Raw genomic sequence first — 15,170 nt, 5'->3', positions numbered from 1 at the left:
CATCGTTCACTTGATCGCTCCCTGCTCCACACCCGCGAATTATGCCTGAGCCTCCCACGAAAACTCCACGTGGGCACTGCGCCCGTTGTCCGACCAACAGGCATTGCGGCCGAGTTGGCGCACCAACCCCACGCCGCGCCCCGACAGCCGGTCGGTAGTCGCGGGACGTTCCATCACCCTGGTCACGTCGAAACCGTTGCCGCTGTCATCGACCTGTATGTCCAACCGACCGCCCTCGCCCTGCGGGATCACCTGCAGGCGCACCCGGACGAATCCCTCTTCCAGTTCGAGCAGACGCCGATTGCGTTGTTCATAGTATTGCGCAAATCCCTGCACATCGCGCTTGAGGCTCGAATCCAGGCCGAGGACACCATGTTCCAGGGCGTTGGAGTAGAGCTCGGCGAGGACGCTATAGAGCGCCCCGCTCTGGGTGCGCAAGCCATGCACCTCCATCAGCAGCTGCAACATGTACGGCAGCGGGTTGAAACGCTTGAGGGTTGCCGCGCGAAACTCGAAGCTCACCGACCAGTCCAGCGGGCAGGATTCACCGCTGTCGGAATAGATCATGGCGTTCGGCAACTGCCGCGTCGGTGCCGGCAGGCTGACCTGGACCATGCTCACATCATCCCGGGCCTCGCCGCGAAAGCGATGCAAGGCGTCCTGGATATCCTCGAACAGGCGATCCGGTTCCCGGTTGGCGGCGAAGACCTCCTGCAGGCGCTCCACGCCGAACAACTGCTCGTCGCTGTTGCAGGTATCGATCACCCCGTCGGAGAGCAGGAAGACCCGATCGCCCTGGGCCATGGGGTAGACATCGGTGTGGTAGTCGAACAATTCCGCGCCCAGCACCCCCAGCGGCAGGTTCCGCGCCACCAGCGGCTGACGCTCTCCCGTGGCGACCCGATGCAGGTAGCCGTCCGGCATGCCGCCATTCCACACCTCCACCACCTGGCGTTGCGAGCTCAGGCAGAGAAAGGTCGCACAGCAGAACATGTCCACCGGCAGGATACGCTTGAGCTTGGCATTCATCTCCCGCAGGGTTTCCGCCAGGCCATAACCCTTGGCGGTCATGCCGTAGAACACTTCCGCCAGCGGCATCGCCCCGACCGCCGCCGGCAGGCCATGGCCGGTAAAGTCGCCGAGCAGCACGTGCATATCGCCGGCCGGGGTATAGGCCGCCAGCAACAGGTCGCCGTTGAACAGCGCATAAGGCGATTGCATGTAGCGGATATTCGGCGCGTTCAGGCAGCCGGAGTGGGCCACCTTGTCGAAGACCGCCTTGGCGACCCGCTGCTCGTTGAGCAGGTAGTCATGGTGCCGGGCAATCAGGTCGCGCTGTTGCAGGACGGTGTCCTGCAGGCGCCTGAGACGGTCCATGGCCTTGATCTTGGCCCCGAGGATCACCTGGTTGTAGGGCTTTTCCAGAAAGTCGTCACCGCCGGCCTCCAGGCAGCGCACCAGCCCATCGACTTCGGTCATGGAGGTCAGGAAGATGATCGGCACCAGTGACTCGCCGGCCAGCAACTTGATCTGGCGCGCCGCCTCGAAACCATCCATCACCGGCATCATCGCGTCCATCAGCACCAGCTGTGGCCGCTGCGCCTCGAACAGGGCAACGGCCTCGGCGCCATTGCTGGCGGTCAGTACACCATGCCCCTGGCGCCTGACAATGCTCGAGAGCAGCAACCGATCGGCCGCACCATCCTCGGCGATCAGTACCGTCAGCGACTCCGCTCCCGGCTGCATGAAATCAGCCGATGTCGAAGAGTTTGTCGAAATTGGAGATGGCGAGGATCTTGCGCACGTCAGAGTTGCTGTTGATCACCCGTACATCGGAATGATCACCACCAGCGTGATCGCGCAACAAGAGCAACATGCCCAGCGCGGAGCTGTCCAGATAGGTCGCTTCTTTCAGATCGACCACAATGGACGACGGTTTCTTGGCAAGTCCCTCGTAAGACTCACGAAATTCCTGATGCCGGCCAAAATCGAAACGCCCCTTGATCGAGATCGTCAATTTTGCGCCATCGGGCGATACTTCTGCGACTACAGCCATGATCCTGCTTCCTTGTCAGTGGCGACGTGTACAAGGTTTAGCACCCCGCCGAAGGTAGGGCAACCGTGAGCGTCAAAATTCCTGCAGATCAATACGGACTCTGCCGGGGTAAACGCTGGGACAGCTCATCCAGCAACTTCTGTTCACGCTTGTCTTCCAGCTGGCGCGCCTCGTCGACATAACGCTGCACCAGCTTGCGCAAGCCTTCGACCCGGGCATAGGCCTGCTGCCAGGCTTCGCGCGCCTTGTCGAGGTTGTTCTGGTGCCAGGCCAGGCTCTGGCGCTGCTGGCCGACCGCGGTATCCAGCTGGGTGAGGAACTGCTGGTAGCCCAGCAACCACTGGCCGGAGACCCCGAGGCTGCCACGCTGGATCCACTGTTCCTGGTATTCGAGACGAAAACGCTCGAGATCCTCCAGCTTGTTTTGCGCAACCCGCACCTGCCCCTGGAAATAACCGAGACGCTGGACCGCCGTGCGCTCGGTGCTTTCGGCCATATCGACCACCGGGGCCAGGCGCGCGGCACGGCTCAGGGCCATGATCGATTAACCGCCGGCCGCGGGAGCAAACACCGACGCCAGGTGCGCGTCGCTTTCGCCCAGGCTGATATTGGCGTTCAAGCCCTGGCGCAGGTACTTGGTCATCGCCGGCTGCAGGGCAATCGCAGTATCGGTCTCGCGATCGCCGCCGGCGACATAGGCACCGACGCTGATCAGGTCGCGACTCTGCTGATAACGCGACCAGAGCTGTTTGAAGTGCTGGGCGCGGCTCATGTGTTCAGGGCTGACCACCGCCGGCATGACCCGGCTGATGGACGCTTCGATATCGATCGCCGGGTAATGGCCTTCCTCGGCCAGGCGCCGGGACAGGACGATGTGGCCGTCGAGCACACCCCGCGCCGAGTCGGCAATCGGGTCCTGCTGGTCATCGCCTTCGGACAGCACGGTGTAGAACGCGGTGATCGAACCGCCGCCGGCCTCGGCGTTACCGGCCCGCTCCACCAGCTTGGGCAGTTTGGCGAACACTGAGGGCGGGTAACCCTTGGTCGCCGGCGGTTCGCCGATGGCCAGGGCGATTTCCCGCTGGGCCTGGGCGAAACGGGTCAGGGAATCCATGAGCAACAGGACATTCTTGCCCTTGTCGCGGAAATACTCGGCAATTCGCGTGCAGTACATGGCTGCGCGCAAACGCATCAGCGGCGCGTCATCCGCCGGCGAAGCCACCACCACTGAACGCTTGAGACCTTCTTCACCGAGGATGTGCTCGATGAATTCCTTCACCTCGCGACCCCGCTCGCCGATCAGGCCGACGACGATGATGTCGGCCTCGGTGAAGCGGGTCATCATGCCCAGCAGCACACTCTTGCCCACGCCGGTACCGGCGAAGAGCCCTAGGCGCTGGCCGCGGCCCACGGTCAACAAACCATTGATGCAGCGAATACCCACGTCCAGCGGCTGGCTGATGGGATCGCGGTTGAGCGGGTTGATGGTCGGACCGTCCATCGGCACCCAGTCCTCGGCCTTCATCCCGCCCTTGCCGTCGAGGGCACGGCCGGCACCGTCAAGTACCCGCCCGAGCATGCTCATGCCCATCGGCAGACGCCCGGTGTCGGCCAGCGGCACGACCCTGGCTCCCGGCGCAATGCCGGCCACGCTGCCCACCGGCATCAGGAACACCTTGCCCCCGGAAAAGCCCATCACCTCGGCCTCGACCTGCACCGGGTGATAGCTGTCGTCGTTGATGACCATGCAGCGCGCGCCCATGGCGGCGCGCAAGCCTTCGGCTTCGAGGGTCAGGCCGACCATGCGCAACAGGCGCCCTTCGAGAATCGGCTGCCCAGGCAGGTCGATGGCTTCAGCGTAACCGCTCAGGCGCTTGGCGAAGCTGGTGCGTTCAAGACGCATCGGACAGGTCCGCTTCAGGAGCCGTCGTCAACGCTTCCTCCAACTCCAGGGCCATGTCCGGCACCGCCGGGTGCAGGGATTGCTCGTGGAGCTGATCGAACAACTGAGCGATGGCCTTGCTGATACGCGTTTCAATGGTCGCATCGATCCGGCTGTGCTCGGTTTCGATCCGGCAACCACCCGCCTGCAGGGCCTCGTCCTCGACGATGCGCCAAGTGGCTTCGTGGCGCTCGCGCAGGGCCTTGATCTGGTCGAAGTCCTGGGGATTGATGTGCAAGCGGACATTCTCGGCACCCAGCGGCAACAGCTTGAGGGCTTCGCGCAGGACATGCTCGATCTGGCTGGAATCGATCTTCAGCTCACGCTGGATGACCTCACGGACCATGTGCTCGACCAGCCCCACCAGGCTCTGCTCGATCTGCCGGTCCTGCTCGGCGATGGGCGCGAACAGATTGCCCATCAAGGCTTCCAGGGCCTTGAGCTTGGCGCTCAGGGCGACTTCGGCTTCCTGGCGCACCTTGATCTGGGTGCTGTGGAAACCTTCGCGTTCGCCCACGGCGAAACCTTCGTTGTAGGCTTCCTGGCGAATGCTTTCGAGTTCTTCGAGGGTCAGCGGCTGGACTTCCTCCAGCGGCACCTCTTCCATCTCGGCCGGTACTTCTTCTGCCGGCTCGGGTTCGGGCACCTCGACATGCGGGTCGAAACTGGGCAACGACCAGAGGTCGAAACCGCCCACGTCACGGGCGCGGATCAGATCGGTTGGATCAGTCATGGCTTGATCCTTAGATCATCTCTTCGCCGCCCTTGCCACCGAGCACGATTTCTCCGGCTTCGGCCATACGGCGGGCGATGGTAAGGATTTCCTTCTGCGCGGTCTCCACGTCGCTGACGCGAACCGGACCCTTGGCTTCGAGGTCGTCGCGCAGCAGTTCCGCCGCACGCTTGGACATGTTCTTGAAGATCTTTTCCTTGACGCCCTCGTCGGAGCCCTTGAGCGCCAGCACCAGGACGTCGGAGGACACCTCGCGAAGCAGCGCCTGGATACCACGGTCGTCGACATCGGACAGGTTGTTGAAGACGAACATGAGGTCTTCGATCTGGGTCGACAGGTCCTCGTCGACTTCGCGGATCGAGTCCATCAACTGGCCTTCGATCGAGCTGTCGAGGAAGTTCATGATGTCCGCGGCACGCTTGATACCACCCAAGGTGGTACGAGCCGCGTTGGAGTTGCCGGAGAACTGCTTCTCGAGAATCTGGTTGAGTTCCTTGAGGGCCGCCGGCTGCACCGTGTTCAGCGACGAGACCCGCAGGATGATGTCCAGGCGCACCTTGTGGTCGAAGTTGTTCAGCACTTCGCCGGCCTGGTCGGGGTCGAGGTAAGCCACGACGATCGCCTGGATCTGCGGGTGCTCGTAGCGGATCACGTCCGCCACCGCCCGCGGCTCCATCCACTTGAGGCTGTCCAGGCCGCTGGTGTTGCCACCCAGCAGGATGCGGTCGATCAGGCCGTTGGCCTTGTCTTCGCCCAGGGCCTGGGTGAGCATCTTGCGCACGTAGTCATCGGAGCCGACGCCGAGGCTGGTCTGGTCGCCGACGATCTCGACGAACTCGCTCATGACCTGTTCGACCTGCTCACGGTGCACGTTGCGCATCTGCGCCATCGCCACGCCGACCCGCTGGACTTCCTTGGGCCCCATGTGGCGCAACACTTGTGCAGCATCAGTGGAGCCCAGCGACAGCAGCAGGATCGCGGCTTTGTCGACTCGGGTCAGCTTCTGGTTGACGGCGGCGTTATTACTCATCGGCGTTAATCCACTCTTTGACGACCTGTGCCACACGGCCCGGATCTTCGGCTACCAGACTCTTGATGGCGTTCAGCTGTGCGTCATAACCTTCGCTCGGGCTCGGCAGCAGGATGCTCTGCGGGCCGCCCAGGCTGACGCGGTCGTTGGCCAGTTCGCCATCCAGGCCGCCCATGCCACCGAGTTCGACGTCGCCGCCGAAACCGGCCAACTGCTTGCCCTTGCCGCCACCGGTGATGTTGTTGAGCACCGGACGCAGCACACCGAACACCAGCACCAGGATGAACAATACACCCAGTACCTGCTTGACCACATCCCAGAACCAGGGTTGCGAGTAGAACGGAATATCGGCGATCACTTCCCCGCGCTCGGTGGAGAACGGTACGTTGATCACGCTGACGCTGTCGCCGCGACTGGCCTCGAAACCGACGGCGTCCTGGACCAGGCGGGTGAAGCGCGCCAGTTCGTCGGCGCTCCACGGCGAACGGGTGGTCTCGCCATTGGTCGGGTTGATCTTGACCTGATCGTCGACCACCACCGCCACCGACAGACGGGTCACGCGACCTTGCTGTTGCTTGGTGTGGCTGATGGAGCGATCCAGTTCGAAGTTCTTGGTCGATTGTTGACGCTTGTCCGCCGGATACGGCGCCAGCATCGGTTGGCCCGTGGCCGGATCCATGATCTGCTGGCCGTTGGCATCGAGCAGCGGCTGGCCAGGGGCGATGGCCGCGGACGAAGCGCCGGCGCCGCCAGTGGTCTGCGGTGCGGTGGCCGGGCCTGGCGGTTGGTTGCTCAGGGCCCCCGGTACGCCTTGCGGGCCGCTGCTGGCGGTGCGTTGTTCGGTGGTCGACTGTTCGCTGCGCAGCGCTGGCTGGTCAGGGTTGAACTGTTCGGAGGTCGACTCGATCGCGCTGAAGTCCACGTCGGCGGAAACTTCGGCCTTGTAGCGATCGTTGCCCAACACCGGCTGCAGGATATTGTGCACCCGCTGGGTGAGCATGCTTTCCATGCGCCGGCTGTAATCGAACTGCTTGCCAGCCATGCTCAATTCGGAGTTTTGCGCCTGGTCGGAAAGCAGGTTGCCTTTCTGGTCGACGACGGTGACCTGCGACTTGCTGAGTTCCGGAACGCTGGTGGCCACCAGGTTGATAATGGCGAGCACCTGTCCAGGCTCCAGGGAGCGACCGGAATACAGCTCGACCAATACCGAAGCGCTGGGCTTGCGCTCATCACGCACGAATACCGAGCTTTTCGGGATCGCCAGGTGCACGCGGGCGGCCTTGATGTTGTTCAGGCTGGAAATGGTCCGCGCCAGTTCGCCTTCCAGGCCGCGCCGATAACGGGTCGCTTCCATGAACTGGCTGGTGCCCAGGCCCTGGTCCTTGTCGAGGATTTCGAAACCGATGTTGCCGTCGCTCGGCGTCACGCCGGCGGCAGCCAGCTTGAGGCGTGCACGGGACACGTCATCGGCCTTGACCAGCAGTGCGCCGGAGTTCGGTTCGACGGTGTAGGGAATATCCGCCGCCGCCAGGGTTTCCATGACCTGCTTGGCATCCATACCGGCCAGGCTGCCATACAGGGGACGATAGTCAGGCTGCTGGGACCACAACACCACGGCAAAGCCGATCGCCACGCTGGCCGCCAGACCGACCATCAGGCCAACCTGACGGAGCATGGTCATTTCGGAAAGATTTTCCAGAAAGGACAACCCGAACAGCGGCGGTTTACCGTCTGTGGGGCCGGACTTGGCCGGTACGTTATCGGCGAGAACTTCTGCCATGACTATTTACGTCCCTAACCCTTAGACCGGCATCTGCATGATGTCTTGATAAGCCTGGACCAATTTGTTGCGCACTTGGGTCAAGGCCTGGAACGAGACACTGGCTTTCTGCGAAGCGATCATGACGTCAGTCAGGTCGACACCGCTCTTGCCGATTTCGAATGCGGTGGACAGCTGGCCCGAGGCTTGCTGCACGTCGTTGACTTTGTTGATGGCATTGCCGAGCAAATCGGAGAAGCTGCTGCCGCTGACTTCCGGCGCAACTGCAGTCGATTTGGATTGAGCCATGGCATCCATTTGCATGGAGCGCATGTCCAGCATCAATCGATTAAATTCAACACCCTGGCTCATGAAAGTCTCTCTCCGGCGGCCTGCAATTTTTTGACACTTGTGCAGCTGTTAGTGAAGGATTAGCAACAAGGGTGCCAGCTCCTTGTCGTCCTCGAACAAAATCCGATACACGACACACGAGCCCGAATCGACTTACGTGGCAAACAGATAGGCCTCGACATCCATTCCCGCATCGCGCATCTGCGCCAGTTTGTAGCGCAGCGTACGCGGACTGATACCCAGCCGCTCGGCAGCCTCCTTGCGCCGCCCGCGCTCGGCGCGCAGGGTGTCGATGATCATCTGGAATTCACGCCGACGCAGGTCGTCGCCCAGGCCACCCGCCTGCTCCCCCGATACCGCCTCGGCCAGCACCGGCTCGCCGACGGACGGCCGATTGATCACCGCGAGCCCTGGCAGCGGTGCCGCACCGACCGGCCCCACCAGGCAGAAATCCTCGGCCTGGATCAACCCGCCCTGCTGCAGGATCAGCGCCCGCTGGATCGCATTGTCCAGCTCGCGCACGTTGCCCGGCCACGGATAGCCGATCAGGCAAGCCTGCGCCTGGGGTGACAGTCGAACAGAGGCATGTTTCATTTTCGCGCTGTGCTTGGCAAGTAGACGTTCGGCCAGCGGCAGAATATCGGCGGTGCGCTCGCGCAACGGACGCCAGGCCAGCGGAAAAACCGACAGGCGATAGTAAAGGTCTTCACGGAAACGCCCCGCCGCCACTTCCCCCGCCAGGTCACGGTTGGTGGTGGCCACCACGCGGATATCCAGGGTGATCGGTTTGCGTGCACCGACCCGCTCGACCTCGCGCTCCTGGAGCACACGCAACAGCTTGGCCTGGAGCCCCAGGGGCATTTCGGAAATCTCATCAAGCAGGATGGTCCCGCCATCGGCCTGCTCGAACTTGCCGGCCTGGGCGGAGATAGCGCCTGTAAAAGAGCCCTTTTCGTGACCGAACAGGGTGGCCTCGAGCATATTGTCGGGAATCGCCGCGCAGTTGATGGCGATAAACGGCTGGCTGGCACGCGGCGACTGCTGATGGATATAGCGCGCCAGGACCTCCTTGCCGGTGCCGGACTCGCCGGAAATCAGTACCGTCGAATCACTGCGTGCGACCCGCGCCGCCAGCTCGAGCAACTGCGCACTGGCCGGCTCCGAGGCGATCGGCCCCTCGCTGTCCAGCGCGCCCGGCTGTCCCAGGGCGTGCCGTGCCACCAGATCGAGCAGGGCCTTGGGCTCGAACGGCTTGACCAGATAGTCGGCCGCACCCTGGCGCATCGCATCCACCGCCCGCTCCACAGCACCATGGGCGGTCATCAGCAACACCGGCAATTGCGGCTGGCGTGCGCGCAGCAGGCCCAGCAGCTGGTGCCCGTCCATGCCCGGCATATTGACGTCACTGATCACCAGGCCAAACGACTCCGCGGCCACGGCCTCCAACGCTTCCTCGGCCGAACCGACCGCATGGAACCGGTGCCCGGCCAGCAGCAGGGTATCGGCCAACGCTTCACGCAAGGCATGGTCGTCCTCGACCAGCAGGACCTTGAGCAGCGGTTTCATTCTTGAGCCTCCATGGCGCCAGGAATCAGCGGCAGGCAGACCATCGCACAGGTGCCACGCCCCAGCCGCGAGTGTAATTGCATGTCGCCCTGATGCGCCCGGGCAACGGCCTTGACCACCGCTAGGCCGAGGCCGGTGCCGGTGGTCTTGGTGGTAAAGAACGGTTCACCCAGGCGCGCCAGGACGCTCGGGTCGATTCCCGAGCCATTGTCACTGATGCACAGGCGCAAGGTCGCGCCACGGGCGTACAGGTGCACCTTCAGGCGCACCTCGCCGACGGTGGCTTGCTGGGCGTTTTCGATCAGGTTCAGCAGCGCGCCCACGAGGGTGTCGCGGTTGCACAGCAACTCACCGACATGACTGTCGCACTGCCAGCGCACGGAGGCGCCCTGGACATGGGTCTGTGCCGCGGCCTGCAGCGCCTGCATCAAGGCATTGGGCGTCAGCCGATCGGTCAGCGGCAGCTCGCCACGGGCGAATACCAGCATGTCGCGGACCTGGTGCTCCAACTCGTGCAGGCGCTCCTTCAAGCGCCCGGCAAAACGCTGCTGGGTCTCGACCGGCAAGACCTGTTCAGTGAGGTGGCTGGCATAGAGCAAGGCCGCCGAGAGCGGCGTGCGGATCTGGTGCGCGAGGGACGCGACCATGCGTCCCAGCGACGAGAGGCGCTCATGCCGGGCCAGTTGATCCTGCAGGAGACGGGTTTCAGTCAGGTCGTTGAGCAGCACCAACTGACCCGGTTCGGCATCCAGCGAGCGGGTGGAGATCGACAGGCGCCGACCGTCCTTGAGGGAGATTTCATGGCCGTCGTCTTCACGCGGGGCGAAGCAACGGGCAATCACCTGGCGCCAGAGCTCGCCGACCAGGGGCTGGCCGAGCAGCTCCCGGGCCGCCGGATTGGCCTCGCTGACGATGCCCTGGGAATCGATGACGATGATCCCGCCCGGCAACAGGTCGAGCAGGTTCTGCAGGCGATTGGCCAAGCGTTCTTTTTCCGCCAGTTCGGCCATGCGCTGGGCACTGACCACGGCCAGCTCGCCCTTGAGCTCGGTGACCCGGGCTTCGAGCAGGCTGTAGGAATCGTTGAGTTGCGTCGACATCTGATTGAACAGGGAGAAAGCCTGCTCCAGACCCAACCGACCGGCCTGCTCGACGGACGACGAAGATCCCGAGGCTTCAGGGACAGGTGACATCGGGGCGGCTTGGGGCATGGTGCTCTCTCGCTTGGCTGACCGTCATTTAAACGGAACGTTACGAGAGACTTAGCAATACCCGTGCCGAAAAAAAACCAGCTACTTTTCAGCAGCTTGAAAAACAGGCGTCAATCATCCGCCTGTTCATCACCCTCGCGACGGCTCATCCCGTACTTGCGCATCTTCTCCACCAGGGTGGTACGACGGATCCGCAGGCGCTCGGCGGCGCGAGCGACGATGCCATTGGCGTCGTCCAGCGCTTGCTGGATCAGCCCCTGTTCAAGGCCACCGAGGTAGTCCTTGAGGTCGAGGCCTTCGGGCGGCAACATCGCCGAGGTAGTGAAGTCCGGAGTATGGCCATTGATCGCGACCCGTTCTTCGAGGTCACTGCGCAGGCTGTCCACCAGTTGCTCGTCTTCATCATCGACGTAGCGGAATTTCTTCGGCAGTTCGGCGACGCCGATCACCCCATACGGATGCATGATCGCCATGCGCTCCACCAGGTTGGCCAGTTCGCGGACATTGCCCGGCCAGGCGTGCCGGCACAGCGACATGATCGCCGCCGAATTGAAACGAATGGAACCGCGCTTTTCGTGCTCCATGCGCGAGATCAATTCGTTCATCAGCAACGGAATGTCCTCGACCCGCTCACGCAGCGGCGCCATCTCGATGGGGAACACGTTCAGGCGGTAGTAGAGGTCTTCGCGGAAGCTGCCGACCTCGATCATGCTTTCAAGGTTCTTGTGGGTGGCGGCGATGATCCGTACGTCGATGCTCTGGGTCTTGTTGCTGCCCACGCGCTCGAAGGTACGCTCCTGCAGCACACGCAACAGCTTGACCTGCATCGGCAGCGGCATGTCGCCGATCTCGTCGAGGAACAGCGTACCGCCGTTGGCCAGCTCGAAACGCCCGGCACGGCTGGTGATGGCCCCGGTAAAGGCGCCCTTCTCGTGACCGAACAGTTCGCTTTCCAGCAACTCGGCCGGGATCGCCCCGCAGTTGACCGGTACGAAAGGCGCGTCGCGGCGCTTGGAGTGATAGTGCAGGTTGCGCGCCACCACTTCCTTGCCGGTGCCGGACTCGCCGAGGATCAGCACGCTGGCGTCGGTGTCGGCCACTTGCTGCATCATCTGGCGCACGTGCTGGATGGCACGGCTGGTGCCGACCAGGCTGCGGAACAGGTTGGGCTCGCGCTGCCGGCCGCGCTCACGGGCCTGGTCGTACATCTCGCGATAGACCTGGGCACGGTGCAGGGAGTCGAGCAGCTTGCTGTAGCTGGGCGGCATTTCCAGGCTGGACAGGACCCGACGACGCTGGTCTTCGGGCAGGTCGGCAGAAGAAATTTCACCCAGAAGCAGGACGGGAAGGAACTCATCCCAGGTCGACAGTGTCTTAAGCAAGCCAGTCAGTCCGCTCGCGGCATTGACCGTCCCGATCAGGACGCACAGCACTTCGCGACTGGACGACAAAGAGCCGACCATCTGCTGCCAGTCATCGCTGGTGCAGGAAATATTTTCTTCGCCGAGAAAATTTAAGATCACCGCCAGGTCGCGGCGGCGAACGCTATCGTCATCGATCAGCAGAATTTTGGTTTCACGCCACATGCAATAGCAACTTCCCTAGTCAACTCGATGCCCGTTATGGGTGGGGCAAGCTAGACATCCGAGGCCGGACAGGGCCTCAAAGGACGACTGAAATCTGGAAACAGCACTAGTTAAGTCAAAAAAGCGTACATAGTCAAATTTATGGCGCAATACGGTTCGATTAACCCAACATTAACCGAACAGATGGTAAACCTTTGCAGCGTTCCTTGCTTGCTGGATCTTCGACATCTCATCGACTATTGACTGACGTTCGGTCATCGCCGCTTCCAGCAACATGCGATAGACGTGCAGCAACTCTTCCAGCTTGACGCGCAGTGCGTCCTCATCCAGGCCAGTCTCGCCCAGCACATCTTCCATGCAAGCACGACAGGCCAGGTCCAGCTGGGTGATGGCCTCCCAGTCACGCTCGGCCAAAGCCTTTACCAGGGCTTCGCGGGTTTCTTCGATACGCTGCAGTACGAGACTCATGATGTACTCCTTAGAACTGCGGACCCGGTGGTGCGATGGCGTCCCAACCTTCCTTGACGGTGGCGAGCAGGCCGGCGACTTCGTCGAGCAGGCCGATATCCGACTTTACATTGGCTTGCAGCAGGACTTTCATCATATAGGCGTAAAGATTGTCCAGGCTACCCACCGAATCCGCTGATTTCTCCAGGTCCAGGCCTTCGCGCAAACCGCCGATAATATCGATGGCCTTGCCGATGGCGATACCCTTGCCTGGAATGTCCTTGCGCTGGATGGCACCCCTGGCCTGCGCGATACGATCCAGACCACCTTCCATCAACATCTGCACCAGACGGTGAGGACTGGCCTCGGAGGTCTGGGCCTGGGCTCCTACCTTCTGGTATTGCCGAAGGGCTAGCATCGGATTCATGTTCTACCTCATTACTGCTCAGGGGTTCGTATAAGAAGTGTATCGTCTTTGAGTCAGAAAACTTTAGACCCAGAAGGCAAAAACCCGGCACGCGGTAAACGCAGCCGGGTTTTTGGCGTGAAGCCGATAATCAGCTGGCCGACTTCTGCGCATCCAGCGAGCTGAAGAACGACGTGATGCTGGTAGAGGTCGCCTTCAACTGCCCGACCAACAGGTCCATGGCGTTGTACTTGGCCGTCAGGGTTGCGGTGATGTTGGTGACATGCAGATCCAGTGCCGCCTGTTGACTGGTCAGGCTGCTGGCCTGGGTGTTCAGGCTGTCGGTGCGCTGATCGAGCAAACCACCGGTCTGGACGTAGGAGGAGATCGCCGCGGTCATCCGCGACAACACACCGTCCGACCCAGAGTTGGCGGTGGTCCCGGTAAACAGCGTCTGCACCTGACCGCTCAGGCCATCGGTGGTCATGGCCCGGTTGAACGTAGTGGCGTTGAAGTTCAGGTTACCCGAAACCGGATCCGTCCCCACACCCAACTGCGAGAGCACTGCCAACTGACTACCCGGCCCAGGCGTGGTGAGCACACCACGGATGCTGGAAATCAGTGCGCGAGGCAAGGAGTCGCCGGTGAACGCCGCCGGCACGACATTACCATTGGAGTCGGTCGTCGGGGTACTGAGATTGCCGATGGTCGTCATCAGGCTGTTGTAGGCGTTCACGAACGTCTGGATCGAACTCTGCAGACCCGTGGTGTTGGTACCCACGGTGACCTGAGAGGTCGCACCCACGCCTGGAGCCCCTGCCGAGAGCAGATTCAGTGTCAGACCACTGACGGCACCGGTGACGGTATTGCTCTTGCTGCTGACCGTCAGACCGCTGATCGTCAGGCTGGCATTCTGGGCCAACGCAGTGATCGCCCCCGAACTGGTTGCCGACGGGGGATTGGCCATCACCTGGGTGCCGTCGACTTCCAGACCGGCAATACCACTGACCGACAAATCGGAACCCACGCCAGTGGTAGTAGAACCAAACACCAGACGCGAAGAGCCGCTACTGTCGGTCACGATGTTGGCGGATATACCGTTGCTCGACAGCGTGGAGTTGATCGCGTCACGGGTGCTCTGCAGCGTCGCATTCGCCGGGATGGTGACATTGTAGTTAGTGCCATTCTGACTGATGGTCAGGGTACCACTCGGAATGGCACTGCTCGCACCGCCGGCAAAGGAAGCACTGGCTACCTGCGAACCCGTGGCAAGGGCATTCACCGTAATGTTGTAGCTACCGGCTACCGCGGTATTGTCAGTGGTGGCCGTCAAGGTCGACGGCGTCCCCGATGTTGCCGAGAAGCCGGCGAACTGCGGAGTGGTCGAACTGTTGAGATTGGTCAGTGCGGTCTGGAAGGTCGTCAGCGCACTTTTCAGCGAACCCACGCCGGAGAGCTTCAGCGTGTTGGTTGCTTGCGAATTGGTGATCTGTGTCTGCGCAGCCGATTTATCGGCGTTGACCAGCGCGGTCACGATCGAACCGATATCCAGGCCGGAACCCAGGCCCGTAGACGGTGTAATTGGACTTGCCATGTTTATCTCCCTTCAATTTGCTGCCAGTCTTTTGACCTTTACCAGCACCAAAAGTACCTGCACACACGATTCATGCCAGCTGTCAGGCTTTCGCGTCAAACAGCACATTACTCGCTGAACTCAAACTGTCAGCCAGTTTCAAGGCTTCCGCGGTGGGAATCTGTCGAATCACTTCACCACTGTCACTGGCGATCACCTTGACCACGACTTGCCCGGAGTGCTCGTCGATGGAAAATTCCAGGTTGCGCTTGATCGATTGAACGAACTTCTCGATATCCTGCACAGCCTGTTTGAGTCTGTCGGAAGAGTCCGAGTCCTTGCTGGTGGCCGAAACGGGTTTTACCGGATCCGCCTGAGGCGCCGCCGTGGCCGATACCGGCTGGCCGGCAACAGGACTGGAACTGGCCGGCGTAACAGCGGGGTAAGACAGACTAAGCTTTACACTCATGTCCATAACCATCACCTCTCAACGTGAAAAAGCGAGAGAGC

At 61.9% G+C, this 15,170-nt stretch carries 15 protein-coding genes; all 15 read right to left on the bottom strand.

Going from position 1 to position 15,170, the window contains the following annotated elements; genetic code table 11:
- Nucleotides 1–39: 39 nt before the first annotated feature.
- The 15 genes from CWE01_RS02955 to CWE01_RS02885 all read right to left on the bottom strand — a co-directional run bounded on the left by CWE01_RS02955 (nucleotide 40) and on the right by CWE01_RS02885 (nucleotide 15,135).
- Nucleotides 40–1,746, bottom strand: coding sequence for a SpoIIE family protein phosphatase (locus tag CWE01_RS02955; RefSeq protein ID WP_100939020.1), 1,707 nt, complete (start codon nucleotides 1,744–1,746; stop codon nucleotides 40–42).
- 4 nt (nucleotides 1,747–1,750) lie between these two features.
- A complete protein-coding gene (locus CWE01_RS02950; protein WP_040069840.1) occupies nucleotides 1,751–2,056 on the bottom strand; it encodes an STAS domain-containing protein in 306 nt (101 codons plus the stop codon).
- A gap of 88 nt (nucleotides 2,057–2,144) precedes the next feature.
- Entirely contained in the window at nucleotides 2,145–2,594 is a 450-nt protein-coding gene (gene fliJ / locus CWE01_RS02945) for a flagellar export protein FliJ (protein WP_100939019.1), read from the bottom strand.
- 6 nt (nucleotides 2,595–2,600) lie between these two features.
- Nucleotides 2,601–3,959, bottom strand: a complete 1,359-nt coding sequence (gene fliI / locus CWE01_RS02940) for a flagellar protein export ATPase FliI (protein ID WP_100939018.1) — start codon at nucleotides 3,957–3,959, stop codon at nucleotides 2,601–2,603.
- The gene (gene fliH / locus CWE01_RS02935) at nucleotides 3,949–4,731 is read right to left on the bottom strand and encodes a flagellar assembly protein FliH (RefSeq protein WP_100939017.1); all 783 of its coding nucleotides are present in this window, start codon (nucleotides 4,729–4,731) and stop codon (nucleotides 3,949–3,951) included. The genes fliI and fliH overlap by 11 nt, the downstream gene beginning before the upstream one ends.
- A gap of 10 nt (nucleotides 4,732–4,741) precedes the next feature.
- Nucleotides 4,742–5,761, bottom strand: a complete 1,020-nt coding sequence (fliG, locus tag CWE01_RS02930; RefSeq protein WP_100939016.1) for a flagellar motor switch protein FliG — start codon at nucleotides 5,759–5,761, stop codon at nucleotides 4,742–4,744.
- Entirely contained in the window at nucleotides 5,754–7,541 is a 1,788-nt protein-coding gene (gene fliF / locus CWE01_RS02925; RefSeq protein WP_100939015.1) for a flagellar basal-body MS-ring/collar protein FliF, read from the bottom strand. Before fliF ends, fliG begins: the two co-directional genes overlap by 8 nt.
- A gap of 21 nt (nucleotides 7,542–7,562) precedes the next feature.
- Complete coding sequence (gene fliE, locus CWE01_RS02920; protein ID WP_100939014.1) at nucleotides 7,563–7,892, bottom strand: flagellar hook-basal body complex protein FliE; 330 nt, start codon at nucleotides 7,890–7,892, stop codon at nucleotides 7,563–7,565.
- A gap of 132 nt (nucleotides 7,893–8,024) precedes the next feature.
- A complete protein-coding gene (locus tag CWE01_RS02915) occupies nucleotides 8,025–9,437 on the bottom strand; it encodes a sigma-54 dependent transcriptional regulator (RefSeq protein ID WP_100939013.1) in 1,413 nt (470 codons plus the stop codon).
- Nucleotides 9,434–10,630 carry a PAS domain-containing sensor histidine kinase gene (locus CWE01_RS02910; RefSeq protein WP_256579301.1) on the bottom strand — a complete coding sequence of 399 codons (1,197 nt, stop codon included), beginning with the start codon at nucleotides 10,628–10,630 and terminating at the stop codon, nucleotides 9,434–9,436. The genes CWE01_RS02915 and CWE01_RS02910 overlap by 4 nt, the downstream gene beginning before the upstream one ends.
- Before the next feature lie 128 nt (nucleotides 10,631–10,758).
- Nucleotides 10,759–12,234 carry a sigma-54 dependent transcriptional regulator gene (locus CWE01_RS02905; protein ID WP_100939011.1) on the bottom strand — a complete coding sequence of 492 codons (1,476 nt, stop codon included), beginning with the start codon at nucleotides 12,232–12,234 and terminating at the stop codon, nucleotides 10,759–10,761.
- A 171-nt stretch (nucleotides 12,235–12,405) separates the two neighbouring features.
- Entirely contained in the window at nucleotides 12,406–12,702 is a 297-nt protein-coding gene (locus CWE01_RS02900) for a flagellar protein FliT (RefSeq protein ID WP_100939010.1), read from the bottom strand.
- A 10-nt stretch (nucleotides 12,703–12,712) separates the two neighbouring features.
- A complete protein-coding gene (gene fliS, locus CWE01_RS02895; protein ID WP_100939009.1) occupies nucleotides 12,713–13,108 on the bottom strand; it encodes a flagellar export chaperone FliS in 396 nt (131 codons plus the stop codon).
- A 130-nt stretch (nucleotides 13,109–13,238) separates the two neighbouring features.
- Nucleotides 13,239–14,681, bottom strand: coding sequence for a flagellar filament capping protein FliD (fliD, locus tag CWE01_RS02890; RefSeq protein ID WP_100939008.1), 1,443 nt, complete (start codon nucleotides 14,679–14,681; stop codon nucleotides 13,239–13,241).
- An 82-nt stretch (nucleotides 14,682–14,763) separates the two neighbouring features.
- Nucleotides 14,764–15,135 carry a flagellar protein FlaG gene (locus CWE01_RS02885; RefSeq protein WP_100939214.1) on the bottom strand — a complete coding sequence of 124 codons (372 nt, stop codon included), beginning with the start codon at nucleotides 15,133–15,135 and terminating at the stop codon, nucleotides 14,764–14,766.
- Between the last annotated feature and the right edge of the window lie 35 nt (nucleotides 15,136–15,170).

Origin of the sequence: Pseudomonas sp. QS1027, assembly GCF_002814235.1 — a bacterium.
GTDB lineage: Bacteria > Pseudomonadota > Gammaproteobacteria > Pseudomonadales > Pseudomonadaceae > Aquipseudomonas.
The sequence above is the reverse complement of the archived record's forward strand: the minus strand, read 5'-3'. Positions and strand labels throughout refer to the sequence as shown.